Source organism: Leptolyngbya sp. FACHB-261, from assembly GCF_014696065.1.
In the GTDB taxonomy this organism is placed as follows: domain Bacteria; phylum Cyanobacteriota; class Cyanobacteriia; order FACHB-261; family FACHB-261; genus FACHB-261.
Genome location: NZ_JACJPL010000032.1, coordinates 1 through 26340 on the forward strand (window position 1 = coordinate 1; position 26340 = coordinate 26340).

Sequence of the window (26340 nt, forward strand, 5' to 3'; positions counted from 1 at the left end):
GGCTTCTGTTGCACCAGAAGTGCCTCAGAAACCAGTTCGGCCTTGAAGACCCTTAGGTCCTCTCCGCCTCACTTTTCTTTTCCTTGACGAGGTTCTTGTGTGCTCGTTGGCTTCTAAACTATTCTATTATCCAGGTCCGGAGCGGTTAGTTCGGGAGGTGGGGGTCGCTTGCGCTTGCCTTTCCCGACCGCTTGACCAATATAGCTACCTCCACTCCCTTAAGTCAACCCCCAAAACACGAGATTTTCTAAACTGGCTGAAACGCTTGTCAGTAAAGGCTCTGAGGCTCATGGTAGGGTGGTTTTTGATGAGCGAATGGGGAGGAGTCATGAATTTTCAAGCGATTATCAGCACGCTGCATAGGTTCTGGGCTGAGCAGGGATGTTTGATTGCGCAGCCCTATGACACAGAGAAGGGGGCTGGGACGATGAACCCTCATACATTTCTACGAGCGATTGGACCAGAACCCTGGAGTGTTGCTTACGTAGAGCCCTCACGCAGACCAACGGACGGGCGTTACGGTGAGAATCCAAACCGGTATCAGCACTACTACCAGTACCAGGTTCTGATTAAGCCATCGCCCAACAATATTCAGGAGGTCTACTTAGAGTCTCTGCGGGGCTTAGGGATTAAGCCGGAAGATCACGACATTCGATTTGTTGAGGATAACTGGGAGGCTCCGACTTTAGGAGCCTGGGGGGTGGGCTGGGAAGTCTGGCTAGACGGAATGGAGATCACCCAGTTCACTTATTTTCAACAATGCGGCGGAATTGATTGTCGGCCCGTACCGATCGAAATCACCTACGGCTTAGAGCGGTTGGCGATGTATTTGCAGGGGGTTAATGACATCAAGGACATCCAGTGGACCGAAGGAGTGACCTACGGAGATGTGCATTTACAGGGTGAGGTCGAAGAATCAACCTACAACTTTAAGACGTCAAATCCTGACATGTTGCTAACGTTGTTTGGTCTATACGAGCAAGAGGCCAGCGCACAGATTGAGGCAAAGTTAGTGCTGCCAGCGTTTAACTATGTATTGAAGTGCTCTCACACTTTTAATCTGTTGGATGCACGCGGCGTGATTTCAGTAACGGAGAGAGCCCGTTACATTGGGCGAATCCGGAACTTGGCTCGACGGGTAGCACAACTTTACCTAGCGCAACGACAGGAAATGGGCTTTCCACTTGGCAACGCGAGCCTGCTCCAGAATGCAGTAGCCTGAGCGCACGGGCGCGGGAAATTGACGAAAATTGCTAAGATTCGGTATCTCTGCAAGTAAGCCATAGGTCAAGCCATACTCATAGGATTTAGCCTCATTGATTAGGATTAGGACTTAGTTTCTATGCATTATCTGCCTAGCCGTCTGTCAATTTTTGTAGACGGCAATAATATGTTCTATGCACAGCAAAAAAATGGTTGGTTTTTTGACCCTCGACGGGTACTAGAGCACTTTACTGCACGACCAGGGGTTTCCTTAGTCAATGCCTTTTGGTACACAGGCCTGAAGGACCCACAAGATCAGCGAGGCTTTAGAGACGCTCTGATTAGTCTGGGCTATACAGTACGCACTAAATTGTTGAAGGAATATTACGACGATAACTCAGGGCGCTACTCGCAAAAGGCAAATTTAGATATTGAAATTGTTGTAGATATGTTTAACACAGTCGATCAGTACGATCAAGTGGTGCTGTTTAGTGGAGATGGTGATTTTGAACGGGCAGTAGAGTTACTTCGGGGTCGAAAAACACATATTACTGTGGTTTCGACGGAGGGAATGATTGCCCGGGAGCTGCGTAATGCAACAGATCGATACATTGATCTGAATGATATTCGCAAACATATTGAAAAGGCTGACTACTGACTCCCATGCCCTTTTTCTCATTAGATGAACGGTTAACCGCTTTGGGCAATCGAGTTCTGGAGCAGACTTGGGAAACCTTTTCGCACCGCGGCTTAGCTCGTAATCAATTGGCTCTGACTTGGTTGGTTTACGATACACCTGTCTTTGTTAATACTGGAGGGGCGCTCTCAGCTGAGGAGTTTTGGAAGCAGTCTGTGCGCGGCTTCAGCTACCGAGGTGTGGAGCGTCTCTACCCGGCTAGTGTGGTGAAATTGTTTTACCTCGTCGCGGTGCATGAGTGGTTGCAATCTCAGATGATCGCAACCTCGCCTGAGTTAGATCGGGCTGTGCGTGACATGATCGTTGATTCCAGTAACGATGCGACAGGTCTGGTCGTGGATTCACTAACCGGGACGACCAGTGGACCAGAACTACCGGCTGGTCCTTTTGAAACTTGGCAATCGCAGCGCAACATTGTGAACCGCTACTACCAATCTTTAGGCTGGGTAGAGTTGGAAAGCATCAACGTCAATCAGAAAACTTGGTGCGATGGACCCTATGGGCGTGAGCGCGCCTTTTTGGGGGAAATGCTGGAAAACCGCAACATGTTGACCACTGATGCAACAGCCCGTTTGTTACACAGTATTGTTGGGGGTGTGACAGTGAGCGCAGCTCGTTCTCAGGAGATGATGGGCTTATTGCGGCGCAGTCTAGACCCCACAGAACTGGCTGCTCATCCGGAGAACCAAGTTACTGGTTTTTTAGGAGCGGGGCTACCAGCAACAGCTCGGCTCTGGTCCAAAGCAGGCTTCACCAGCACGGTCCGCCATGACGCCGCTTACATTGAACTTCCTGACCGGGCACCTTACCTGTTGGTAGTTTTTGCAGAAGGCCGCCATCAAAGCCAAAATGAGGAATTGCTGCCCTTGATCTCGGAGCTGGTCGCTGAGGCAATGAAGGAAGCTGTAGCGTGACGGCTGAGAAATCAGGCTTATTCTTTATTGCCTTGGTGCCGCCGCAGGAGATTCAAGCACAGGTCGAGACAGTTCGCGATCTTTTTGTGGAACGCTACGGAAGCGCTCACGCTAAAAAGTCGCCTCCCCACATTACGCTGAAAGCACCGTTTCATTGGCCTAAAGACCTGCCTGAGCCTCGGCCAGAAGCAGAGCTGCATCAGTTTTTGAGACAGTTTAGCCAAGACCAAGCTCCCTTTGCAGTGGCGCTGGATGGCTTCAGTAGCTTTCCGCCACGGGTGATCTATCTACGAGTAGAAAACAGTACGGCCTTGAACCAGATTCAAAAGACTGTGGTTCAAGGCCTAAAGTCTAGCTTCGGTCTGGCTGCGGGAGGGCATGAGAACCGATTTGTACCCCATATGACTGTGGCTTTTAAGGATTTGACACCCCGTAACTATCACTTAGCTTGGGCTGAGTTTGCCTCTCAGCCTTTACGCCTAGACTTCATGGCGACAGACCTAGTGTTGCTAGCCCACAACGGACAGCGGTGGCAAGTGGAGGAGCGTTATCCGTTTTTGCAAACCACTTCTAGGCACTAATACCGCTCAGTCGAGTTCCCCAGCCAGAATTTGCGAAACCGCCCCTTTCATATCGGTTCGGAACTCGGTGATATTCACGCGGCTCAACAACCAAACCGCCAAAATCATGCCGATGGCCTGGACGGTAAAAACGAGGCCGTAGGCCATTACAGGTGACGTGAACAGTTGGCGACCCAAGTCTAGGATTGCACCACCCGTTACTGTGGCTAAAGCTCGCGCCATTGCTTGAGCCAGTCCCCAAGCGCCAATAAACGTACCCGCTGTTTCTGCAGCGGTGAGATCTAACATCAGGCTGACAGCACCAGTAGTAGTGACTCCCGAAGCCAAGCCGAATACAAAGAGAACAGCTTGTAGCAGCTTTTGATTGGCCGTGAAGCCAGATAGAAGTAATAGGCCAAAGCAAGCTGCAACTAATAAGCAGCCTAGCCGTGCCGTATTTTGCTTACCCAAGCGAGGGGCTAGCAGAAAGCCGGTTGCGCTTAAGCCGATGAGAGTTCCCATCCCCCAGAAAGCGTTAAGCTTGGTTGTCTCGGCAATCGCCATCGCGAATACTTCGCCACCATAGGGCTCCAAAACAGCATCCTGCATAAACAGGCTGATGGTCATTACCAATAGAAAGGTAAAAAAGATTCCAGTTTGACGGCTAGCGGTTAATACTTTTAAGGCTTTGCCTAAAGTAATGCCGTCTTCTCGGTCAACCAAGCTGGAACGGGAAGTGTAACGCGAATAGCGCCTCTCAATGCCAACCGTTGCAAGCAGGGCCAAGCCGAAAACGATCGCTGGCACAATTGCAAATAGACGATTGATTGAGGCTTGTAGAACTGCTAGGGGGGCATCTAAAGCTAACTGCTTGAGTAAACTGCTACCCATAATGGCGCCAACAACGATGCCAACCATGAGCATTGACCAAACAACCCCTACTAACTTGGACCGATTTTCTTCATCGGAGACATCAACTAATAGGGCAGCGAACGGGGTCGAGCTGCAACTGAGCGCCAAACCATAGAGAGCAAAAGCCAGGGCTAATAGAGCCGCCCAACCATAGGTCGCTAGCGTCCAGCCCTGATTTTGTAGACTGTCGCCTAAGCGCCACATGACCTGCACAGCCAGAAACACGGCTATTGAAAACAGAGCTGCCCCGAGCCAGACGTAGCCGGTTCGATGGTAGCCTCGAATCGGCTTAGCGTCGGACATCTGACCAAACCAGAGCCGAGCGGGGGAAACAAACTGGTGCATGGCAATTGCACCGGCAGCAATCCAGGCAGTAACTTTAAGTTCCCCAATCAGGACTCGGTTCAATACCCCCAGAGCAAGCACCGACATGATGCCTAACCCCATCTGAAACAGACCCAGCCGGAACATGGTAAAAACATTTACTTTAGGTAGAGCAGTTGCGACTGGGGCATTCAACGCTCCTCCAGTTCCGGAGTCATGATTGCTACTCGTCATATCGGTTTGTGTAATACGTTTTCAACATATACCAGTTAAAGAGATGGCACTGCGAGTCTACGGAAATCGACGCTTACGTACCCTGGAAGGATTGGCAACACGGCCAACGCCAGGGCGCGTACGGGAGGCCCTATTTAATATTTGGCGGGACAAAATTGAGGGTTGTCACTGGCTTGATCTGTGCACTGGCATTGGTAGTTTAGGCGCTGAAGCCCTACTGCGGGGAGCCCAATCGGTAGTAGGGATTGAGCTAGCTGGAGCTGCTGTCCGAGTGATCGAAGAAAACTGGCAACGCTGTGCCCAGGAGGGCCAAAGTTTTGAAATCATTCGAGGCGACGTGGTCCAGGGAATCCACCGTTTACGTCAGAAGGAGTTAACCTTTGACTGCATTTACTTTGACCCACCTTATCAGAGTGACCTCTATGAGCCAGTACTCAATAGCATTGCTCCTTTACTAAAGCCACAGGGGGAATTAGTAGCTGAACACCTACCTAGACGACGCCTACCTGAGATCATCGGAGGACTAAGTCAAGTTGAACAGCGAGTATATGGACACACCAGTCTCAGTTTCTACCAACTGCGCGATGTTGACTAGAAAATTTTGCAGAATTTGCCCGAGCTGAATCAGTTCTAGATCTGGTGCCCCAGCATCTCAAACGCCGCTATTGATAGTACTGCTCAGCTTCTGCTTCTTTAAAATATCAACTTCAACCGTGCAATATCAATCGAATATTGACTGGGAAAACTAAATTTTTTGGACTGGCAAAGGATTGCAAGAGTGTTATTGTGACTCTTACACAGGCAAATTGACATTCTCATCCATTTTTGTTCACTATTTCCTGTAGCTTATGGATCTTTGGGAGCAGATGAGCCGTCAGCGGGTCCAGCACATCGTTGATAGCTATGAGCTAAGCGGTAAAGAACCGCTTGAGTTTCAACGGCAGCTTGAGACCCTGTTACAAACTTGGGACATTGCTCGCGTAGAACTAGCATTGTGTGAAGTCCTAGTGCAATCTTGGCTACGTGTGCCACTGCCTAGAGGAACCGCTTTTTTGCAATTGACGGCTGCCCTCCTACAAGCTTGGGAAACAGGTCTTGCTGAGCCTAGTTTGACACCTATCCAATTTCAGCGCATTACTGGTCTTGAGAGTTCATTTAAGGCAACAGAATCGGCTTTAGAAGCAGAGCAAGAGCTGCCAGCGATGGTGCGTGAGCGTCCTTCCAAGCCACTGCCATCCTGAGTCTTTACAAGTCTCTATAACTTCTGCAAGAACTGCAGAAGTCCATTAATTTGACAGGTCAACTTTTCAGCCGAGTTTGTAGAAACTGGCTGAGTACCATTAGTTGGCGGGCATCTGGACTGGCAATCGGGCGAGCGTACTGAATTTGCTGCATGGCCTCCGATAGAGAATAAGACTCAAACACGATCAGGTAGGCTGCGCACACTAAGGGTGAGCGTCCAACCCCAGCCATGCAATGTACATAGGTGTGATGTCCCTCAGTTCGCCACTGGCCTAGGACTTCCATACACTGGCTCAACTGCGTCACCTTAGGCACTCCCCCTAGGAGGCCATCTGGGATCGGTACCCGCGTCCAAGTAAATTGGCTTTTGAGCCGAATGGGCAGGCTGCCCTCATGAATCTCGTTCAGGGTCAAGACGGCCGTAATGCCCTGTACACGCAGGCGTTCCAGATCTTGAGCTTGGGGAAATGGCCCTAGCGCGAGATAGTTTGGAATAACCCAGGCAGGTTCTCTCCAGTTGTATGGCTGATCTGCCATGGACAGGCTAGGGCGAGAGTAAGAGTTCGAGACGTGGCCGGGGGAGTGGAGGCAACTGCAATAGCAGCCGCCCAAAAGCGAAAACTGGGCAAGAGGGCAGAACACGAGGACCTAGCCCAGTAATACTCTAGTGCCCTTAGCTCACCTCGCCTATCCTTCACACCATGGCACCATCACTAATAGCAAGGAGGGCGATCAGATGGAACTGCCATCTAACCGCCCTCCTTGCCTGATCAGCTGAAATAGAAGCCTGTTTCAGCGAGGCCTAGCTCGCATCGGGATCTCTTTCAACTGACTTCTTCACTTTGCCTTCCAGCAGATCTTCGAAATTGCGCTCAACGGTGCGGGTGCTCTCGACCGAGCTATCGGGTGGATTTGTTGCCTTTCCCGCGTTGGCACCAAAGCCACTGTCTCTATCCGTTACTGACCGTGAGGTTTTCTCTACGGCTCCCTTGACTGAATCACCAGCATTTCTAGCGCGGTTACCTGTGTCGCTGACGGCGCCCTTAATCGTGTTCTGGATTTTGTCGCTGGCTTGCTCAACGCCATTTTTAGCATCTTGGCGCAAAGCTGTGGTGCGTCGCTGCGTGCTGCCTAGTGACTCGTCTAAAGCGCTGCTTACGTTATTCGTAGCGCTTTTAGTTACGCCTTTGACCTTCTCCCGAGCCGTGCCAACAGCGTTGTTTGTCCCTTCCTGGACCTTCTGAGCACCCTGTAGGGCTCGCTCAGCGTTGGTCTGAGTCTGGTTGGCACGCTTATTCATCTCTTGAACACCGCGGTCTAAGTTGCTCTCAGCATTGCGCTCAAAACGCTTGACCTTGGCATCAGCAGTGGGATTATTTGTACGCTCAGCTGCCCGCTCCATTGTAGTTTTGGAGCGTAGTTCCCCATCATTATTCACTCGTTCGGTAGCATTACTAGAACGCAGGTCGCCGCTGTACGTCCGAGTATCTGGGGTTGAGCAAGCAGTGGTGACGGCTAAAACCAACCCAAGCAACACAACACCCAATAGGGTTTTAAATCTTTTCATCCTGTACATATCTCCCAAAACAATCACCCTCACCATAGGGATCAGAGGATCGCCCTAGCCTCTGGCCGCAGAGGGATCCTCTAGGTGAGTCTCTGCTAGCACGATTTCGTTATGGTCGGTACTGTCCTATTCTGGGTGGGTTGGCTGTTTACTGCGCCTACCCACTTACCCCGGTTCAAAGACGATCTATGAAACGCATGATCTCTCGCCTATTTGCTTTGGTTCTAGTCGCCGTAGTCGGCTTGATGGGTTGCACTGCTGATCCAGGAGGCATGACCGGGGACTATCGCCAGGACACTCTTTCTCTAGTGGGTAGTTTGCGCAACGCCGTCGAAACTCCTGAGGACAGTCCCAATAAAAAAGAACTTCAGAAGGAAGCGCGGGTTCAGATCAATGCCTTCGCTGCTCGCTACGGTCGCGATTCTGGCAAATCTACGCTGACCTCATTTACAACCATGCGCACTGCGCTCAACTCGCTGGCTGGTCACTACAGCACTTACCCCAACCGGCCCGTACCTGAGAAGTTGAAGAAGCGTTTGCTTCAAGAACTTCAGCAGGTTGAAGTTTCGTTGGAAAGGGGTCGTTAGCCACAGCTCAATTCGCTAGAGCTTGTGAGTTGAGGCTGAGTAACAGCACAGCGATCCCCACCCAGATCCAGCACATCCATCTTGTTAACCGCAGGGCCTGCTCAACAGCTCCTGCGGTTATGGTTTGTTTGGAATCGCCTAGCAGCGGTTTAACCTTCAGTACCCCTCGATAGGTATTGGCTCCCCCCAGTTGCACCTCTAAAGCAGCCGCATAGGCGCACTCGCTCCAGCCAGCATTGGGACTAGGGTCAGCAGAGGCATCCCGTTGACACAGACGCAGGACTTGAGCCGGACGACCCGAAAGCAAGGCAATACTCAACACGCCTAAACGACAAGGCAGCCAGGTAGCAGCATCCTCTGTCCGGGCACTACACCAACCGAGATCGGTGTATGGAGCTTCTCGATAACCCACCATTGAGTCCAGCGTGCTGAGGGCTTTGTAAGCCATGGCGACAGGAGGGGCACCCAGCGGCGTAAAGCTGCCCACAATGGCATAGAACAGAGGGGCTAGCACCCCATCAATTGCATTTTCGCTGACCGTTTCGAGAGTGGCTCTCAGAATCTCAAGCTGACTCAAGTTCTCGGTATCGCGACCTACGTAGCGGCTGAGCCGGAGTCGTGCTTGCTCAAGGGAGGGCGCTGCCAAGACCTCATGGGCGGCATCTCGCAAACTGCGTTCTGCGAAACAAGAGGCCAATAGGATGCTAGCGGTGCCTAAACCGAACCAGGGGTGAATTTGCTGGGCTACAGCAATCAGCAACCAAGTTAAGCTGCCACTGCCCAGCACTAGGATCAGCATGAGTACCACGCCTGCTAGCTTTTGGAGAACAGGTGAGGATAGCCGTTTCCAAACTAAATCTCTGTATTGAGCAATGACCCAACCCATGACACTAACCGGGTGAGGCCAGCTCCAGGGATCTCCCAGCAACCAATCTAGACCCGTTGCTAAAATTAGAATGAGAGCCGTTTCTGGTACTTTCCCAGGCATTAGAGCTGGCACTAGCGCTCAAGACTCGCGTAGAACGTAGCCAACGCCGCGCACGGTTTGAATTAGGCGCTTCTCTCCTTCTTCTTCAATTTTGAGGCGCAAATAGCGGATATAGACCTCAATCACGTTGGATTCACCCATGAAGTCATAGCCCCAGACATTTTCTAAGATCTGTTCACGGGTAAGCACTTCGCGTGGGTGTTCCATCAAATAGCGCAGCAACTCAAATTCTTTGGCCGTCAGTTCGATCGATCGTCCACCACGGGAAGCCTCATGGCTAACCGAATCTAGCAACAGGTCTTGAAAGCGGAGTTGATGCGGGGGTGTAGGGTGATGAGTGCTGCGCAGATAGAGACGAACTAGCTTCAGGAATTCGTCACTACGGTAAGGTTTAAGAATATAATCGTCAGCACCGGACTCTAAGCAGGCCACCCGGTCGTCAACCTCATCGCGGCCCATTAGCAGCAGCAAGGGAATTTGCAAGCCCAGCGCCCGCAGATGACGACACAGCCACAGTCCTGATTCACCTCCAAGGAAGCGATCAACCACCACCAGATCCGGCTGGAGGCGCTGAGCTTGCTGGAGACCTGCAGGGGCATCATGGGCAATAGTTGCCTCATAACCTGCTTCACACAGATCCAGGCTAAGGTGCTCGGCTAGGGGGACATCTGCCTCCACAATTAACACCCGTGGAGCCGTCTGGGGGGAAGGGGATTGAGCTGCAACGTCAGTACTCATGGCGCAACTCCTCGTTTTAAGATGTCCACCTCTTCAACCTACCTTACTAAAAGTGGACTTGTAGCCTATCGATTTGCAAGAGAATGCTGAGTCTATCAAGATAAACAGCTTGGATTTTAGTAAAAGCCTTATCCTAAGGAGTTACCAGATATTGCCCCCGGCTTCCATGCTGCTTTTACACGGCACTTGGCTTCTGGAGTCTAACCAGTCTCCAGGCTTTTTCATCTGGGCGGAGGGTGAAACCTGGCGCGGCAGTGCTCAAGAGGTTCATCCTTTTCAAGCAGCCCATCGCGACCTGCTCCTAGCCCTGTTCACCTTAGCGGATGAATTGGCAGAGTTGGTGGAATCTCCGCCTGGCCCTGTAAACCACACTCTGATCTTGCCTTCCACTAAGGCAGGCCCTTTACCCTCACCGCAATGGCGAGGGCATATTAACCTACGCCCTAATTTAGAAAAGCCTCAGTTACGAGCTTGGCAGGTTACTGGGTTAATGCTGACGCCAGCTCAAATTCTGGAGATGCTGCCTGTTGTGCCAGATCCAGAAGTACAGACACCTGAGGAATTAGAACAAGAAGGCGTATTATATGGCGTTGACTTACGTTACTGGCGAGAAGTAACGCTGCTTGCGCAACAGTTGCTCATCCACCAGCAGTACGTGCCTGCCCTCTCAGGTGATCGCCAAATTAGCCGTTCGCGTTGGCTGCCGGTGTTTGAGACGAATTGGTCGCAGGTAGCTCTGTACCGGCTAGGGGCTTCGATGCCAGGCATTTGTCGCGCCCTCAAAGCCTCGGGTCCACTACGAGAACCCGCTCCCGACTCACCAGCTCTGTTGAGGCAGGTCTTGGAATTGCTGGTTAACACTGGGGCGCGGCGGGTGCTCAGTCGTACTGGCTGTCCTGAGGGTCTAGACCCCAATAATCCCAACGCCATTAATGCCTGGCTCGCCAGCCTGCACACTTATAACGACCAGTTCCGCTGCCCAGCACCGATTGTGGCGCTCTTGCGCGAGTGCATTCAAGGCTGGCTGAAGCCGGTACTGACTAATTGGGAAGAGAATTTCGCGGTGTCTTTACGTCTGGCACCACCGGAAGACGGGAAGCGTTGGCTGCTGGAATTAGGCGTTCAATCCCGTGAGGACTCAACGGTGCGGATCAGGGCTGCTGATCTCTGGCGGCCTGACGAGACAACAATCGTGGCAACAGGGGGTCAAGTCAATGCGGTGCGCAACAAACTGCGCGACGGCTTGGCAATAGCGGCACACATTTTTCCGCCTCTTGCTCGTTTGGTTCGTTCAGCAACGCCGAGTTTGCGCTACCTGAGTACAGAGGAAGCCTATAACTTCCTGCGCGATGCTGCTACTGCCCTAGAAGCTCAAGGGCTAGCGGTGCAGGTTCCCAACTGGTGGAAACAAAAATCATCGAAGTTGGGAGTCAGCCTGGAGGTCCGCCAGACGGAAGGAGCCAGCCAGATGGGGCTCGACCAGGTCTTGCAGTACAACTGGAAATTAGCCTTGGGGGGTCAAAGTCTGACCTTTGAGGAGTTTCAGGCTTTGGCGGCGCAGAAGGTACCCTTGGTCAACGTACGTGGGCAATGGGTCAATCTGGACCCGAACGAAGTGGAAAAAGCAATTGCCTTCTGGGAACGCCAGCAAGGCTCCGGTGAAATGCGCGCTGGTGAGTTTCTACGCCGCAGCTTGGCGCAAGACAAGGGCAGTTTGGGTGGCCTCGAAATCCAAAACTTCGACGCCCAGGGCATGCTGGGAGACTTTCTCAGTCGTCTCAAGTCCGGCGATCAAGTCGAGCTCCTAGGCGCACCTCCAGGCTTAGAAGGGCAGTTACGCCCCTATCAAGAACGGGGAGTATCCTGGCTGGGCTTCTTGCATAAATGGGGTTTAGGCGCTTGCTTAGCTGACGATATGGGCCTGGGAAAAACTATTGAGTACATTTCCCATTTGCTTTGGCTCAAGAAAGAGAACCCCAAAAAGTCACTTAAGGTTCTGCTGATTTGTCCAACCTCTGTAATTAGTAACTGGAGCCGGGAAGTGCAGAAATTTGCGCCTAGCCTCAGTGTGCTCATTCAGCACGGCTCTAATCGCTTGAAAGGCCAGGAGTTTATCAAGTCAGCTTCAAAGCATGATCTAACTCTGACCAGTTATGCCCTTGCCCTGCGTGACCTCAAAGATCTCAAAAAAGTAGAATGGAGCGGGGTTGCACTGGACGAAGCCCAGAATATTAAGAATCCAGATGCCAAACAAACTAGAGCGATTAAGCAGCTTGCCCAAGGCTCTCGCGTGGCATTAACCGGTACCCCAGTCGAGAACCGCCTGGGCGAACTGTGGTCAATTATGGATTTTCTAAATCCTGGCTATCTAGGCAATTCGGAGCGCTTTAAGGAGGAGTTTGCCCTACCCATTGAGCGACACCAAAGCGAAGAAGCTGCGGGTCAATTGCGTGCGTTAGTGCAGCCTTTTATTCTGCGTCGGCTGAAAACAGACCCTACGATTATTCAGGACTTACCCGAAAAACAAGAAAGCAAGGTCTACTGCAACCTCAGCAAAGAACAGGCCAGTCTGTATCAGGCAGTGGTGCAGGATACGATGAAGAAGCTAGAGGGAGCTGAAGGTATTGCCCGTCGCGGTATCATCTTGGCAACCTTGACCAAACTCAAACAGGTCTGCAATCACCCCGCTCAGTTTCTCAAGGAAGGCGGTATTCTGGCCGGACGCTCCGGTAAGTTAAACCGCTTGAGTGAATTGATTGAAGAAATTGTAGATGAAGCTGAGAACGATAAAGTGCTTATCTTCACGCAGTTTGCGGAGATGGGCAAAATGCTGCAAAAGCATTTGAAGTCGCAATTTCAGCAGGAAGTTCCATTCCTCTATGGCTCCGTTTCTAAGCAGAAGCGAGATGAAATGGTCAACGAATTTCAGCAGGAAACAGGCGGGCCTCAATTTTTCATTCTCTCGATTAAAGCCGGCGGTGTGGGTTTGAATCTTACTCGGGCCAATCATGTGTTCCACTTCGATCGTTGGTGGAATCCAGCTGTAGAAAACCAGGCCACTGACCGCGCTTTCCGGATTGGTCAGAAAAAGAATGTGCAGGTTCATAAGTTTGTCTGTGTGGGGACGCTAGAGGAGCGGATTGACCAATTGATTGAAAGTAAAAAAGCGCTGGCAGAACAAGTTGTTGGCGCTGATGAAAACTGGCTCACCGAGCTCTCAACCGACCAATTGCGTGACCTCTTCTCACTCAGCCAAGAGGCGCTGGAGGACTGATGGCAGATACTTCTTTCACGAAACCAGTGGCAAATAATCGACAGGGACGTTTTGCCACTAGCCTCTGGGGTGAGCGTTTTGAAAGGTTGGTTGAAACTGCTAATGACCAGAATCGTCTGCTGCGAGGTCGCACCTATGCCCGTCAGGGCCGTATTGTCGATCTCAAGGTAGAAACAGGTCGCTTTGAGGCGACAGTTCAGGGTTCCTATAGCAAGTACAAGCTTTCCTTCAACTTACCCACTTTGGATGCTGCCATCTGGGATAAGTTGGCCGGTCTGATTCGAGCTCAGCCAGGCTTGCGGTTACAAGTATTGGCAGGACAGTGGCCGCCCACAATCGTAAATTTGCTGGATCAGGTGCGGCGCAACTGGTTACCGCTTAGCATTCGCAAACTTTCAATGACCTGTAGTTGCTATGACTACGGCAACCCCTGCAAACACATCGCCGCCGTTTGCTATTTTCTGGTAGAGCAAATCGACCGAGATCCAACGCTTCTACTGGTGCTTTTAGGAGCTGATCTCAAAGAGCTTCAAGCGTTGGTTCAGTCTCATTCGGGTGCGGCCGTTGCTGCCCTCGATCTAGCGAATTTCTGGGCAGAGCCAGAGTTCTATGTCTCAGAGGACAATTTCCTACCGCCCAAACAGAATTTCATGCTCTTACAAAAGCTGGGTGCTTTTGGATCGGCTCGCGATACTGAATTAGTTCAGAAAACCCTAGAGGTAATCTATCAAAAAGTTACCGAACAGGTGGTTGCTGAAGGGTAAGTTAAAGCAGCTTGTCTCAAGTCAATTACTTTTAGCTTCGCTGCGCGATGACTCGTAACCTACGGTAGTCTGCAAACCAGGTTTCATCCCGATACAAAACTGGACGCAGTTGATTCTCAATCACCTGGAGAATTGAAGGCTGTTGCTCTTCAGGAATACCTTGAAAAAAGCGGCTAGCAAACATTTTGAGCCAGTTTTGGATACCTGCCTTATGATCCTTGAGCGGCGTTGGCCGATCAAATAAGCTAGCGTAGCTTACCTCAAAACCCTGCTTCTCTAGCAATGTTGTATATTCGCCGATACTGGGGAAATACCAAGGATTTAATGTGGCATTCTCGACATAGCCTGTAGCGGTTAAGACGTCAGTTAGCGCAGTTGTAATCGCTTTCACGTTGCCCAAACCGCCGAACTCTGCAACAAAACGCCCACCCGGTTTGAGTGCTTGCCAAATGCAGCGGATTACTTTTTCGGGTTCTTGAATCCAGTGCAACACAGCATTGGAAAAGACAGCATCGAAGGGCTCAGCCAGACTGAAGTCTGTAGCATCTGCAACCGCAAACTTGAGTTGAGGATAATTAGCTTGGGCCTTCTCAACCATTGTAGGTGCGTGATCAATGCCAACAACCTTAGCTCCCAAAGCAGCAATCTCAGCAGTTAGCTGACCTGTGCCACAGCCAAGGTCGAGAATGTGCTCGCCCAATTGCGGTGCTAACAGCTCAATTAAATTACCGCCATACTGCCAAACGAAAGCATGATCGCTTTCATACAAGCTGGCATTCCATTGTTGTTCTGACATAGTTTCGGAGAATTAATCAAATATTGGCTGGCTTATCTCAACGCTTGACTTCAGGCTTGACTTAAGGCCCTACATTTAGAAATTCTAGGAAGAGAGCTTAGAAGTATTAGAGATCTTAGAAATATTAGAAAGTAGAAGGCTATGGATGTGGACTGTGGCCTAGATAGGCTTTTACTATCTCTGGATCCTGCCGCAACTCTAGCGCGGAACCGGACCGCACAATTTGCCCATTGACCAGCACGTAAGCCACGTCAGCAACGGCAAGCGCCTTGTGCGCATTTTGCTCAACCAGTAGCAGCGTGGTGCCCTTCGCTTTCAGATCAGCAATGATTTCGAAAACTGCTCGCACGATCAGCGGCGCCAGCCCCAGTGAAGGCTCATCCAGCATCAATAAACGAGGACGCGCCATCAGAGCACGCCCAATCGCCAGCATTTGCTGCTCGCCTCCAGACGATAAACCTGCTCGCTGTTGACGGCGTTCTGCTAAGCGGGGAAAGCGTTCGTAGATACTGGCCAAATCCTGCTGTACAGCGCGATCTCGTCGCCGGTAAGCGCCTAACAGCAGGTTTTCCTCAATGGTTAGTGGGGCCAGAATTTGACGGCCTTCCGGGACCTGAACAACCCCTAATGCAGTGACCCGGTCAGCTCGCCAACCAGAAATCTCACGGCCATCGAAGCGAACACTGCCCGATCGAGGCTGCAGCAAGCCGCTAATCGTGTTGAGGGTGGTAGATTTGCCTGCGCCATTGGCTCCAATCAGCGCCACCACGCTCCCTTCATCAAGCTGCAAATTGATACCTCGTAGGGCAGCAATCGCTCCGTAAGACGTGTGGAGGTTGGTAAGTGTCAGCATCCCGCGGCTCAGTCTAACCAGGTCAGGGTTGCTCTCTCAACCTTGGCTGAGTTAGCCGCAGTTTCTTGTTTGGTCGTCTGCCGTTCCTCGCGTTGCAATGCCAGTTGGTTGACTGCTTGCAGCGCTTCTGGATGTTGAACTAGATAGAGGTAAGCGGCCTCTAGCCAAGCGGCCTCTGTTGTGCCAGTTGCTTGCCAGAGTTGCCGCAGCGCTAGATTGACAGCGGCTCCATCCCAATCCAACAGAGAGGCACCTAGCTCAGGCAAACTAGCAGCACTTTGTGGCAGCGCTGGAGGAAGTTCAGGCGTCTCTGCTTTGGGTGCTGTCAGGGGGGCTGCTAAGGGTTCACTGCCTCCTGCGCTTGGGCGGGACCGAGCACTGGGGCGCTTGCGTTGCATCAACCTTTCTAAGGCATCGTCAGGCATTAAGGCATCGTCAGACATATGGATCGCAGGTTCAGGTTTAAGTCAGGAGCGTCAGAATCTTTCTGAATGGAGTCTCAAGGTCCGCAGCTCCTAGCTCGGATAGCAATTGACCTTGTCGGATCGCTTGCTTATAGCGTTCGCTCTCCAAAATTGAGGGCAGAACTTGAGTATCCCCAACAATTTGTCGCATCGCCTCAATCGCTTCGCGACTGTCTCGGGCTTGATTCAGCCCAATCCACTTGTCTCTAAAGGGAATGACACCCAACACTGTGCCCATGAAAGCATTAACGTCACGCAGTTCTTCAATTAGCTCTAGGGACCGCAAGAGAGAGTTGACCCCTTTAGTTGATGCTTCAGCAGGCACTAGGAGCAAGTTAGAGGCTCCTACGACCGTCATACAAATCTGCGAGCGTTGGGGTGGTGAATCGATAATGCAATAGTCAAAAGCAGCTGCGATCGGCTCCAATCGTCGCTTTAGGACTACAGCTCCCATGCCACTCGTTGACAGGTGCTCTTGAGCTTTGTTCAAGCCATCGTCAGCCGGAATGAGAGATAGCCGTTCATAGCGAGATGGATAAATGCTGTCTTGGGCGGCGACCTGACGAGTCAGTACCTCAAACAGGGTAGGGGAATTCGCTGTAGCTTCGTGCCCCAAATAAAAGGTCAGATTCGCCTGCGGATCGGCGTCAATCATCAGCACTCTGGATTGCTGAGCTAGCAGCCGCCCCAAGAGCAGAGCCGTCGTGGTTTTTCCCTGGCCTCCTGATAGAGAGATGCAGGCAAGTGTTTGCACAGTGATCTGGTCTCTGACTCAATTTGGTTCAGAGTGTACCTCTGTCCTGGATCGCTTGGTGCGATATGCCCTCAGATCTGGCGCGTTTTCTTATCAGGGCCATGTCAGGTTTACTACCACTCGACTGGCAGACTGTTGATTCCCCAGCTCGTCAGGGTAGTCGCCAAACTGGCTAGAGACTCCAGCGCATGTCGGGTTCCCCGCTCGGTGAGCCGAGTCTGCCAGATTAAGCGGCAGATTTCTTCGAGCTCGCTGACAGTGACAGGGGTAGACATAGCCGCAGGTCCCAGTGGGTTACAGCACAGATAATACATCTGTGCGTGGTGGGTGAGGGGTATGACCCCTCACTAATTTGTCTGGATTTTCTGACATTTCACAAAGACTCGCCTTGGACTGGGTTCTATGGGTTCCTGGACCGCTGAGAATTTCTTTCAGCCCAGCAGCCGGTTTTGCAGAACCGAGACTATCTGTTTGTAAACAAAAGTTAAGGGCGACTGTATAGAACCTGCGTTAAAGCCAGAGATAACCTGCCTGACGATAGATGCTCAAGCTTGAGTAGACAGCAAAAGATAGGATGGCCAAATCTGCCTGTTAGCTTATTGGTTCTCACTTCTGTTTTTTGTTGTCTTATGCACAATCCGCTTCGCTGGTTAAAGACTATAACTAGTGGTAAGCGAAGAGGAGTAAGCTACTACCTTTTGCATTGTGTTCTTAATAACAATGGCTACTTAACTTGTGTTAAGCCAAGCGTGTATCTACGGTCACTTAAGGAGCAAGCCTACGAAGTGCAGTGTGGAGCTGCTGCATCATGACTCTACGCCAGAAAACACTTCTACTGCTTGCGATAACGCTGACCGGTTTGCTTGGAGCTCTCTCCGTTACTACCTCATCTGCGCTCTTAGATAGCTTTGGTGCGATAGAAGCCCAGTCTATTCGTCGGGATGTAGAGCGAGCCCAAGATGCCTTAGCTTATGAATTAGCTGACTTAAATAAAGTTGCGACTGATTGGTCTATCTGGGACGACACTTACAGCTTCATCCGAACTCGTAGTGACCGATATATCCAACTCAATCTTAAGAATTCAACTTTGGCTAATCTTAAGCTGAATTTTATGCTGTTTCTCGATTCAAGAGGACAGGTAGTCTTTAGCAAAGCCTTTGGTTTAGAACAGCGAGAAGATTTTATTAACCAAGAGTTTCAGCAGAGCCTCGCTGCCGCGAATATCCATCTACAAAATCCCGAGCAGCAGCTTTCGGGCATTATGCTTTTACCGGATGGACCCGCTCTAGTCGCTGCGCAACCGATCTTGACCAGTGAGGGAAACGGTCCAAGCCGAGGCACGTTAATTTTAGGCCGCAATCTCGATCCCCAAAAGATCCAGCAACTGGCCCAATTGACCCATCTTTCGCTTAACCTGCGCCGAATTGTTGATGCCAACTTACCCTTCGACTTTCAAACCGCACAGGCAACTTTATTTGAGCAGACGGAAATTCCGGTGCAAGTTTTGGCACAAGACTCAGTTGCCGGTTATGCTCTGCTTCGAGACATTTATGGAAAACCTGCGTTGCTCTTACGCGTAGAGAGCCCAAGAGACATTTATCAGCAGGGAGCAACCAGCCTCCGCTATTTCTTCTTGGCACTACTCTTAACCGGTTTTGGATTAGGGAGCGTGGCTCTGTTGCTCTTGGATCAACTGGTGTTGGCTCGCCTAGCTCAACTAAATACTGGCATTAGTAGAGTCCGGATGAGCGGCGACTTAAACCTACGGATCCGAATACCTGGACGGGATGAACTGGCAAGATTAGCTCATACAATCAACGGCATGCTGGAGGGCCTAGCCTGCGCTGAACAAGATTTACGCGACAGCGAAAGAGAATACCGCTGCCTGGTTGAAAGCCTTAAAGAGGTGATTTTTCAAACGGATACAACCGGTCTCTGGCGATTTCTCAATCCTTCCTGGGAGGCAATGACAGGATTTTCGGTTCAAGAGAGTTTAGGCAGACCTATCCTCAACTTTATTCATCCCGATGATCGTCAGCACCATTTGGAAGAATTTTTAGCTTTAATTAAGCGAAGAAAAGAGTCTACCTGCTACGAAGTTCGTTATGTCACTAAAGAAGGGGTTCAGCGTTGGCTAGAAATTCAGACATACTCCAGACTCGATTTTGCTAATAACCTGATAGGCACCTCCGGCACCTTGAATGATATTACCGAGCGCAAGCAAGTTGAGGCCGAACGCTTGAGGGCTGAAGTTGCTGAGTTAGCTAGGTGCAGCTTAGAGCAAGAAATCACGGAGCGAAAGCGGATTGAACACCTACTGTTTGCAGCCAATCAAGTCAAATCGCAATTTCTAGCGACCATGTCGCATGAGTTACGAACTCCCATGAATGCGGTACTGGGTTTTGCTCAATTGCTATTGCGCAACCAGCTATCGCCATATCAAATCGATATGGTAGGGCGCATCTTTCGCAATGGCAAACAATTGCTATCGCTCATCGAAGAGATCCTTGATTTCTCCAAGCTCGAAGCGGGTAGCCTTGAGTTGGAGCTACAGGAGTTTGATTTAGAGCAACTAGTGTTAGCGACTTGCGAAGAGATGCGTGTGTCGGCTCAACAGAAGTCTCTATATTTGCAAGTTTATTTTAAATTGGACAACGCCAAGATTGTGAATGATTATGCTCGCTTGCGGCAAGTTTTAATCAATCTGCTAGCCAATGCCATTAAGTTTACAGAAGTGGGCGGGGTAGAGCTAGAAGTTTGTGAGCCAACTCCAGAGCGAGTAACTCTGACGGTTAGAGACACAGGCATTGGCATCGCATCAGCAGACCTCGAATCTATTTTTGACGAGTTTCACCGGGTGAATCAAGTTTGGACCCACCTTTCTGATGGCACAGGCTTGGGTCTGGCAATCGTCAAGCATTTGGTTCAGAAGATGCAGGGTACGGTCACGGTTGAAAGTGAACTAGCGCAGGGCAGTATCTTTCAAGTTGAGATTCCACGTCGAGTCAGTGTTAGATCCTACTTGCTGGCTTAGACCACTGAGAGATTTTGATTACTAGAGTTCTCTATTTTGGCGAGGAATTTGAGCACAATAGGTGTAAATTTCTCTGCTAAAGCTAAACTGAGTTCGTGATAGGCACCTGCAACCACAGCTAGCTCAACCTCTGGAATATTTTGGTAAAACTGTTGCCCAGACTTAAGCGGCGTGGTGAGATCGTTTTCACCCCAAACCAGCAAAGTCGGTGCTGTAATTTTGCCTAACAGTGGTCTTAAGTCGGTTTCTAAAGCCAGCCACAGAGCATAGGCTACATTAGGAGCCCTAAAGAGCAGATTTTGAAAGAAAGCTTGTGGGACATCAACAAAGTATTGGACTTTGGGTCCGGTCGTCAAAATCTGCGCCGGCATCTCAACTAGAATTCTCCACAGCAAAGTTTGAATAAAGGAATCGGTAGGAACACCGGTACTGTCAGTCAATACCAAACTGCTGATCCTAGAAGGCTCAGAAACCGCTAAAGTAACAGCAATGCCACCGCCTAGGGAGTGACCAATAACATGGCTTCTCTCAAGCCCTAATTGGTTCAGAAAGCGAGTGAACAGGCGCGCATAATCTGCATAGGTCAAGTCAGCATGGGTTGAGCCAGAATCACCAAATCCTGGTAAATCAGGCGCGATCACCCGATAAGATTGCGATAAGCTCTCTAAGGTTTCTCGATAAGGCTCCGCAGTAACTCCCCAACCATGCAGAAATAAGATCGGATCTGCCTCTCGCGGCGACCCTCCGTCCCAGTAGAAGATTTCGCATCCTTCTACATGAACCTGTTTTCGAAGTAATCGTTTTTCCACAAGGTCATCCTTTTAAGAGCAAGAAGCAGCTTCAGTTTCCTGTTAGCTATCTAACAATTCCTTGCAATACTTCTTAATGTATCAACGATCAACTATTAACAAAGCTGGCCTCTCTCAGACTCTATCTACAGAAAGAGAAGGCAGTTTGCCTAAGCGATAACCCACTTAAGTCTTAAATTTTATATCTCTATTTAGAGGGGGTTAGAGGGGTATTTGAGTTGTCAGCAATCAATACGAAGGGGTCCGTTCAGAACTACCTCTGTGAGATCCAATACGTCGCCGACCGTCAAAATCCTCTAAGTTTCAAAGTGGTTATTTGCCCACGGCTATGGCACAGAACACCTCCACGATTCGGTTTCTCTTCGCATTTGCTGCTGGCTTTCTGGCGGTTCTCCTGTTTCATCAGCCTCTATTGGGCCTGCTCCACGCGATTGCCCTCAGCCCCCGTGCTCCCTACCCCATACAGCCAACAGCCCCATTTGGCGTGCCGCAGATCTGGTCTCTGGCATTTTGGGGAGGCATTTGGGGTATTGTCTTTGCCGCCCTTGCGCCTCGATTTGCTCAGGGCAACCGCTACTGGCTAGCTGCCCTAATCTTTGGAGCATATTGCGCCAACCCTGGTCGCTTGGTTTGTCGTAGCACCGCTCAAGGGTCAGCCAATTGCGGGCGGGGGTCAGCCCGCAGCACTCCTGACAGGCTTGCTAATCAACGGGGTTTGGGGCATGGGAACAGCCCTGTTGCTGCGAGGGCTAGCGAAGCTTCGTGGCAACCGTCGCAACAACACTTCATTCACTTAAGCCGTTTTCATCGCCTAGATAAGCAGTTACAACTGCTGGATCGGCGCGCACCACATCTGGAGGACCGTCAGCAATAACCTGCCCAAAGTTGAGGACCACCACCTGATCACTAATTCGCATGATCAGGTCCATATCGTGTTCGATGACCAAGAGGGTCAGCCCCGAAGCCCGCAACTTTTGCAAAAAGTGAGCCAACTGAGCCGTTTCTGCTGCGTTCATGCCAGCTGCTGGTTCATCGAGCAGCAGCAGACGCGGCTCTAGCGCCAAGGCCCGAGCAATTTCTACCCGGCGCTGCTCGCCATAGGCCAGTGCGCCAGCTTCGCTATCTGCCAGGTCTGCCATGCCTAGTTGCTCTAGCAAAGCCTGGGCTTGCGCTCGTGACTGACGCTCAATCTGAGATCTTCCCGGCAACAGCCAGCTCAGTCCCTCGCGCTGGTGCAGATGCCGCCCCAGAACTACATTCTCCAAAACGCTGAGTTCTTCAAATAGGCGAATATTTTGGAAGGTCCGTCCGACCCCCAAGGCAGCAACCTGATGGGGAGCACAGTGATTCAGGCTTTGACCGGCTAGAGCTACCGCGCCGCTGCTGGCTGCCAGTTGGCCGCCGATGATATTCAGCAGCGTGGTTTTACCCGCACCGTTAGGGCCAATTAGACCCGCAATCTGCCCTACCCCAACTTCAAACGAAACCTCGTTAAGTGCCAGTAGCCCCCCAAACCGTCGCGTGATCTGCTTGACGGAGAGCAGGTTAACTGAGCCTATCGCACTCAAGCCACTCATGGATGCTGTTCCCTCTTTTTAGGCAAGCGCCAAAGCTGCTGCCAGAAGCGCGGATCAGCTAGTCCCCGGGGCAAGTAAATAATCGCCAGCATCAAGATCAAACCGTTGACAACATCTCGCTGCTCCTTGAGAAAGCGCAGCAGCTCAGGCAAGCTGGTCAGCAAGCCTGCGCCAACTAACGGCCCTGCCCAGTGGGTTGTCCCTCCTAACACGGCCCAAGCCAGGATATTCACCGCTTGCGAGAAACTGTAGTTAGCCGGCTCGATCACGCGCACCACCGGTACGCTCAAGGCACCGGCCCCTGCAGCAATCGCCGCTCCTAGGACAAAGGCCAGTAATTTATACCGTACAACTGCAATACCAAGGGCAGCGGCAGCAGCTTCATCTTGACGGATTGAAGCCAAAATCCGTCCCAATTGTGAGCGCTGCAAGCGCATGAAAAAATAGAGCAATACGCATAGATAAGCCAGCAATTCCCAAGTCGTTTTGGGCAATCCCAGCCAGACCGGGTCAAGCTGAAACGGTAGCGTAATTCCCTCAGCCCCATTGAACAGAACAACCGGTTCAGAACCAGGTTGAGAAGGCTTCACCAAATTGATCAGCTTATCGCCGTTCAACAGCAACAGGCGCACAATCTCGCCAAACCCCAGCGTGGCGATTGCCAGATACACCCCCTGCAAGCGCAGAACCGGCAACCCTAGCAACAGAGCTACCAGGACTGCAATGCTAATCGAGAGACCGAAGGCTGCTCCCAAAGGAAGCGTTGTACCAGTCAACAACAGCACGGTGACGTAGGCACCAATCGCCATAAACCCTGCATTTGCCAGGGAGAGCAAGCCCGTGAACAGGGTTAGATAGATGCTCAAAGCCAGCATCATGTTGATCAAGATGGCATCGAAGACTGGGACCGTTAGCCAGCTCAACATAGCGGATGCGCAACAACTGGTGAAACACAGAACAAAGCTTACAGGTCAACGGTTCTCTCTACGCTCGGAGACTGTATCGACCAAGGATTAAATTTGCTTGCCGACCTTGGTCTCTGTGCGACAATGGCGAGCACGGATCAGCCCCAGCAGGCCATTGTGGCAGACCTATGGAAATTTTGTCGGTTAGCCTCAAAAATTTTAAGTCCCATACTGAGCGACAGTTCAAATTTGAACCGGGCATCAATGCGATCAGTGGCGAAAATGGGGCAGGCAAAACCAGCATTTTAGAAGCAATTGCCTGGGTTCTCTTCGACCATACTCCCTACAAAATCGAGGAGATGGTCCGTAATGGCGCCAATAGTGGTCAGGCAATTGTCACCTTTATTTCCAAGCGCGATGGCCGCACTTATGAAGTCCACCGTTGCACGAGTCAGGGCTACAAGATTCTCGACCCCCAACTCAAAGTTCGGTTAGAGCATGAGCGCAAAGTTGATGTGCTCAGATGGCTGAATGAACATTTAGCGGTACCGGCGGGTACGAAGCTGGATGAACTGTTCGCCAATACGATCGGTGTGCCTCAAGGAACACTTACAGCCGACTTTCTCAAAACTGCTGAGCCCCGCAAAAAAGTTTTTGATTCAATTCTCAAAGTCGAAGAATACAAAGAGGTTTATACCAAGCTCAAACCACTCGAAGATTACGCCAAAGCTCAGGTTGAAGAAGTAGAGCGGCAAATCCAGGGGCAAGAGGAGCAGTTGGCCCAATGGGAACCCTTGCAAACGGAACAGCAAGCCAGCCTGGCCGAATTGACCAAACTTCAGACGGAGCTAGCTCAAGCTCTGCAAGCCCTTGAGCGCCTGCAAGCGGAAAAAGCCACTTTAGAGGCTACCGAGCAAACCCTACAAGCCCTGCGCGAACAGGCTCAAGCCCTCAAAGGCCAACAAACGGCTCAAGACCAACTCTGCATGCGTTTACGGCAGGATGTGCAGACAGCAACTCAAGCCGCTCAAGTTTGTGAACAAAATCAGCCTAGTTATCAAGCTTATCTAGCAGCAGAAAAGGTCCTCCAACAGCTAGAACAGGCCCGCAACCAGCGCCAAACCTTACTGGAGCAACGCAATCAGCAGCAGGCTCACATCACGAACCAGCAACGCACCCTCGACCGTTTACAGGCTCAACTCGAACAACTAGCGAAATACGCCCGTGAACGGCAAGATCTGTTGCCGGCAGTGCAGCAACAGGTCGGGTTAGAAACGGCCCAGCAACAATTGAGCGAACAACTGCGCCACTGTCAGACGTTGCGCCTAGAGCTGCAAGCCCAAGCCAAACGAACTTCCCAGTTAGCAACACGGCGGCAAGAGATCGAAACTCGCAGGCAAAAACTCGAAGCGTTGCGCGCCAGCGTTGAAAAGATTCCGGTGCTAGAGCAACACCAGCAGCGTCTGCAACAGAAGCTCAGCCGTGTAGAAGCGGCTAAAGAGTTTGAGGCTGATTTGCGTCAAATCGCAGACACAGGCTGGGAGAAAATTCAGACCCAACAGCCTCAGTGGCAACAGGCTTGCCAGCGTCTGGCACATTCCGATTGCAGCCCAATTCTGCCAGTATTTGAGGCAGCCACAAGTTTGAGTGCAGAAGTGCTCAACGAGCTAGAAGGCATTTTGGATGACCTGGCAACCCAAACAACGCCTGGGGTTCTCCAGCAACAACTGAATGACTTAGCAAGCCAACTGAAACAGGCTCGCACGGCTCAAGCCCAATGGCTTGGCATGGAAAGCCTAGAAGCAGAGCTTGAGCAGTTGGACACGGAGCAACAGGAATTACAGCACACAATCGAGACACTCAAGGCCAAACTGGCCGTCGAGCCCGAGCTTCAGCAACAGGCAACCGCTTTGGCAACCCAACTGCGCGATTTGCAGGACCCGCGTAGTCGCGTGCAACTCTTAAATCAAGAACTCCAACAACAGGCCAGCCGGGAACAAGAGATCGCAGCCCTTCAACTAAAACTTCAACCGCTCCACAATCAACTCGCGCAACTTGATACCCAACTGGCAACCTTTGGCGATTTAGAAGCTCAAGTCTTGACCCACCAGCAGATTCGAGACCAGTCCCGGGCCGGTTACCAAACGGTGCTTGAGCAACAGACCTGGGCACGTAGCTTACCTTCTAAACAACAGGAACTGCAAGCTGCAAGTCAACTCTTGGCCCAGGTGCAGCAGGAATACGACCAGATCGTCGAGCAGGGTAAGGCTTTGCGGGCAACTCACAATCCTGAGCGTCTGCAAGAGGTCAAAGCCGCTTACGATACCGCCAACGAGCAACAGATCCGTCTGTCAGAGAAGATTCCCAGGCAGCAGCAACGGTTAGCTGAGCTGGAAGCTAGCTTAGCCATGCTCCAAAGCCTGCGCCTTGAGCGCGATCAGGCTGTACTGCGCTTGAAAGAGCGCAAGCGTCTCAGCCGGTTCATTGCTTTTGTGCGCAAGGTCTACCGTGCGGCGGGACCTCGCATCACCGAGCGCTATCTCCAAGCCATCTCTCACGAAGCCGATCGGTTGTTCCGAGATTTGCTCAACCGCCAAGATGTCGCCCTGCAATGGACCCGTGACTATGACGTTGTGGTTCAGGAAGGGGCTCACAGCCGCCGTTTTATCAATCTTTCCGGTGGTGAGCAAATGTGTGCAGCCCTAGCTGTACGCTTAGCCCTGCTCAAGGTTCTAGCAGATATTGATGTGGCGTTCTTTGACGAGCCCACCACTAACATGGACACCCAACGCCGCGAACGGTTAGCAGAGGCGATTATGGGGATTCGCAACTTTCGTCAGCTATTTGTGATTAGCCATGACGACACTTTTGAAAAGGTTACCGAGAACGTGATTTTAGTGGAACGGGAGCGTTAAAACGCTGATTTTGCCCAAGTTCTGCTCGCAATTTTATTTTTAAGTTTTAGTTACAAATTTAAGCCATTTACAGTACCAAAGCTTTACGGTCCGTTCGCTGTGACTATGAATAACTCAATACAGCCGTAGAATAGTTTAGCTGGCTGGGGTTTAGCTGGCTCAACTTGGTGCATCTCAGCTGACCTGGATCGGAAGCGCGACTTGGAATAGATAACCTCATCAGCAAGGG

Annotated in this window: 25 protein-coding genes; 12 read left to right on the forward strand and 13 right to left on the reverse strand. The window is 51.1% G+C overall.

The window, feature by feature from the left end:
• The first annotated feature begins 328 nt into the window (after window positions 1-328).
• The 4 genes from glyQ to H6F94_RS29985 all read left to right on the forward strand — a co-directional run bounded on the left by glyQ (window position 329) and on the right by H6F94_RS29985 (window position 3395).
• Complete coding sequence (glyQ, locus tag H6F94_RS29970; RefSeq protein WP_190805968.1) at window positions 329-1222, forward strand: glycine--tRNA ligase subunit alpha; 894 nt, start codon at window positions 329-331, stop codon at window positions 1220-1222.
• A 120-nt stretch (window positions 1223-1342) separates the two neighbouring features.
• Window positions 1343-1861 carry a low amplitude/bright protein LabA gene (labA, locus tag H6F94_RS29975; RefSeq protein ID WP_190805969.1) on the forward strand — a complete coding sequence of 173 codons (519 nt, stop codon included), beginning with the start codon at window positions 1343-1345 and terminating at the stop codon, window positions 1859-1861.
• Window positions 1862-1866: 5 nt separating this feature from the next.
• The gene (locus H6F94_RS29980; RefSeq protein ID WP_190805970.1) at window positions 1867-2814 is read left to right on the forward strand and encodes a serine hydrolase; all 948 of its coding nucleotides are present in this window, start codon (window positions 1867-1869) and stop codon (window positions 2812-2814) included.
• Entirely contained in the window at window positions 2811-3395 is a 585-nt protein-coding gene (locus tag H6F94_RS29985) for a 2'-5' RNA ligase family protein (protein ID WP_190805971.1), read from the forward strand. The genes H6F94_RS29980 and H6F94_RS29985 overlap by 4 nt, the downstream gene beginning before the upstream one ends.
• A 6-nt stretch (window positions 3396-3401) precedes the next feature.
• Here H6F94_RS29985 and H6F94_RS29990 read toward each other — a convergent pair whose 3' ends face one another.
• Window positions 3402-4844, reverse strand: coding sequence for a BCD family MFS transporter (locus tag H6F94_RS29990; RefSeq protein WP_199320755.1), 1443 nt, complete (start codon window positions 4842-4844; stop codon window positions 3402-3404).
• Window positions 4845-4887: 43 nt separating this feature from the next.
• Between H6F94_RS29990 and rsmD the strand changes: the two genes are divergently transcribed.
• Window positions 4888-5439: a 16S rRNA (guanine(966)-N(2))-methyltransferase RsmD gene (gene rsmD, locus H6F94_RS29995; RefSeq protein WP_190805972.1), complete on the forward strand. Its 552-nt coding sequence runs from the start codon at window positions 4888-4890 to the stop codon at window positions 5437-5439.
• A 271-nt stretch (window positions 5440-5710) separates the two neighbouring features.
• Window positions 5711-6085 carry a hypothetical protein gene (locus H6F94_RS30000; protein ID WP_190805973.1) on the forward strand — a complete coding sequence of 125 codons (375 nt, stop codon included), beginning with the start codon at window positions 5711-5713 and terminating at the stop codon, window positions 6083-6085.
• A 58-nt stretch (window positions 6086-6143) separates the two neighbouring features.
• On the opposite strand, the gene H6F94_RS30005 is transcribed toward H6F94_RS30000, so the two are convergent.
• Together H6F94_RS30005 and H6F94_RS30010 are read right to left on the reverse strand one after the other, a co-directional pair.
• The gene (locus tag H6F94_RS30005; protein ID WP_190805974.1) at window positions 6144-6623 is read right to left on the reverse strand and encodes a protein-tyrosine phosphatase family protein; all 480 of its coding nucleotides are present in this window, start codon (window positions 6621-6623) and stop codon (window positions 6144-6146) included.
• A 265-nt stretch (window positions 6624-6888) separates the two neighbouring features.
• Window positions 6889-7653 (reverse strand): hypothetical protein, encoded by a 765-nt coding sequence (locus tag H6F94_RS30010; RefSeq protein ID WP_190805975.1) that lies wholly within the window; start codon window positions 7651-7653, stop codon window positions 6889-6891.
• 188 nt (window positions 7654-7841) lie between these two features.
• On the opposite strand from H6F94_RS30010, the gene psb27 reads away from it, so the two are divergent.
• On the forward strand, window positions 7842-8240 hold the full coding sequence (psb27, locus tag H6F94_RS30015; RefSeq protein ID WP_190805976.1) for a photosystem II protein Psb27: 399 nt from the start codon (window positions 7842-7844) through the stop codon (window positions 8238-8240).
• A 7-nt stretch (window positions 8241-8247) separates the two neighbouring features.
• On the opposite strand, the gene cbiB is transcribed toward psb27, so the two are convergent.
• Window positions 8248-9228 carry an adenosylcobinamide-phosphate synthase CbiB gene (cbiB, locus tag H6F94_RS30020; RefSeq protein ID WP_190805977.1) on the reverse strand — a complete coding sequence of 327 codons (981 nt, stop codon included), beginning with the start codon at window positions 9226-9228 and terminating at the stop codon, window positions 8248-8250.
• Window positions 9229-9246: 18 nt separating this feature from the next.
• Window positions 9247-9966, reverse strand: a complete 720-nt coding sequence (nblR, locus tag H6F94_RS30025; protein WP_190805978.1) for a response regulator transcription factor NblR — start codon at window positions 9964-9966, stop codon at window positions 9247-9249.
• 166 nt (window positions 9967-10132) lie between these two features.
• Between nblR and H6F94_RS30030 the strand changes: the two genes are divergently transcribed.
• On the forward strand, window positions 10133-13240 hold the full coding sequence (locus H6F94_RS30030) for a DEAD/DEAH box helicase (protein ID WP_190805979.1): 3108 nt from the start codon (window positions 10133-10135) through the stop codon (window positions 13238-13240).
• Window positions 13240-14004, forward strand: a complete 765-nt coding sequence (locus H6F94_RS30035; RefSeq protein ID WP_190805980.1) for an SWIM zinc finger family protein — start codon at window positions 13240-13242, stop codon at window positions 14002-14004. The genes H6F94_RS30030 and H6F94_RS30035 overlap by 1 nt, the downstream gene beginning before the upstream one ends.
• Window positions 14005-14035: 31 nt before the next feature.
• Here the strand turns inward: H6F94_RS30035 and H6F94_RS30040 are convergent, their stop codons facing one another.
• From H6F94_RS30040 to H6F94_RS30060, 5 genes are all read right to left on the reverse strand, one after another.
• Window positions 14036-14800 (reverse strand): class I SAM-dependent methyltransferase, encoded by a 765-nt coding sequence (locus H6F94_RS30040; protein ID WP_190805981.1) that lies wholly within the window; start codon window positions 14798-14800, stop codon window positions 14036-14038.
• A gap of 139 nt (window positions 14801-14939) precedes the next feature.
• Entirely contained in the window at window positions 14940-15653 is a 714-nt protein-coding gene (locus H6F94_RS30045; RefSeq protein ID WP_190805982.1) for an ABC transporter ATP-binding protein, read from the reverse strand.
• Window positions 15654-15661: 8 nt separating this feature from the next.
• Window positions 15662-16096 carry a carboxysome distribution maintenance protein McdB gene (gene mcdB / locus H6F94_RS30050; RefSeq protein WP_190805983.1) on the reverse strand — a complete coding sequence of 145 codons (435 nt, stop codon included), beginning with the start codon at window positions 16094-16096 and terminating at the stop codon, window positions 15662-15664.
• 19 nt (window positions 16097-16115) lie between these two features.
• On the reverse strand, window positions 16116-16871 hold the full coding sequence (mcdA, locus tag H6F94_RS30055; protein WP_190805984.1) for a carboxysome distribution maintenance ATPase McdA: 756 nt from the start codon (window positions 16869-16871) through the stop codon (window positions 16116-16118).
• Between the two features lie 113 nt (window positions 16872-16984).
• Window positions 16985-17146: a hypothetical protein gene (locus tag H6F94_RS30060; RefSeq protein WP_190805985.1), complete on the reverse strand. Its 162-nt coding sequence runs from the start codon at window positions 17144-17146 to the stop codon at window positions 16985-16987.
• Window positions 17147-17679: 533 nt separating this feature from the next.
• On the opposite strand from H6F94_RS30060, the gene H6F94_RS30065 reads away from it, so the two are divergent.
• On the forward strand, window positions 17680-19905 hold the full coding sequence (locus H6F94_RS30065) for a sensor histidine kinase (protein ID WP_190805986.1): 2226 nt from the start codon (window positions 17680-17682) through the stop codon (window positions 19903-19905).
• Here H6F94_RS30065 and H6F94_RS30070 read toward each other — a convergent pair.
• On the reverse strand, window positions 19902-20714 hold the full coding sequence (locus H6F94_RS30070) for an alpha/beta fold hydrolase (RefSeq protein ID WP_190805987.1): 813 nt from the start codon (window positions 20712-20714) through the stop codon (window positions 19902-19904). The two genes, H6F94_RS30065 and H6F94_RS30070, sit on opposite strands and share 4 nt — an antisense overlap.
• Before the next feature lie 328 nt (window positions 20715-21042).
• Here H6F94_RS30070 and H6F94_RS30075 point away from each other — a divergent pair, with 328 nt between their 5' ends.
• A complete protein-coding gene (locus H6F94_RS30075; RefSeq protein ID WP_199320756.1) occupies window positions 21043-21588 on the forward strand; it encodes a hypothetical protein in 546 nt (181 codons plus the stop codon).
• Here H6F94_RS30075 and H6F94_RS30080 read toward each other — a convergent pair.
• Window positions 21500-22291 carry an ABC transporter ATP-binding protein gene (locus H6F94_RS30080; protein ID WP_190805988.1) on the reverse strand — a complete coding sequence of 264 codons (792 nt, stop codon included), beginning with the start codon at window positions 22289-22291 and terminating at the stop codon, window positions 21500-21502. The genes H6F94_RS30075 and H6F94_RS30080 overlap by 89 nt on opposite strands.
• Window positions 22288-23217, reverse strand: coding sequence for a branched-chain amino acid ABC transporter permease (locus H6F94_RS30085; RefSeq protein WP_190805989.1), 930 nt, complete (start codon window positions 23215-23217; stop codon window positions 22288-22290). The genes H6F94_RS30080 and H6F94_RS30085 overlap by 4 nt, the downstream gene beginning before the upstream one ends.
• A 167-nt stretch (window positions 23218-23384) precedes the next feature.
• On the opposite strand from H6F94_RS30085, the gene H6F94_RS30090 reads away from it, so the two are divergent.
• Window positions 23385-26111, forward strand: coding sequence for an AAA family ATPase (locus H6F94_RS30090; protein WP_190805990.1), 2727 nt, complete (start codon window positions 23385-23387; stop codon window positions 26109-26111).
• Window positions 26112-26340 lie beyond the last annotated feature (229 nt).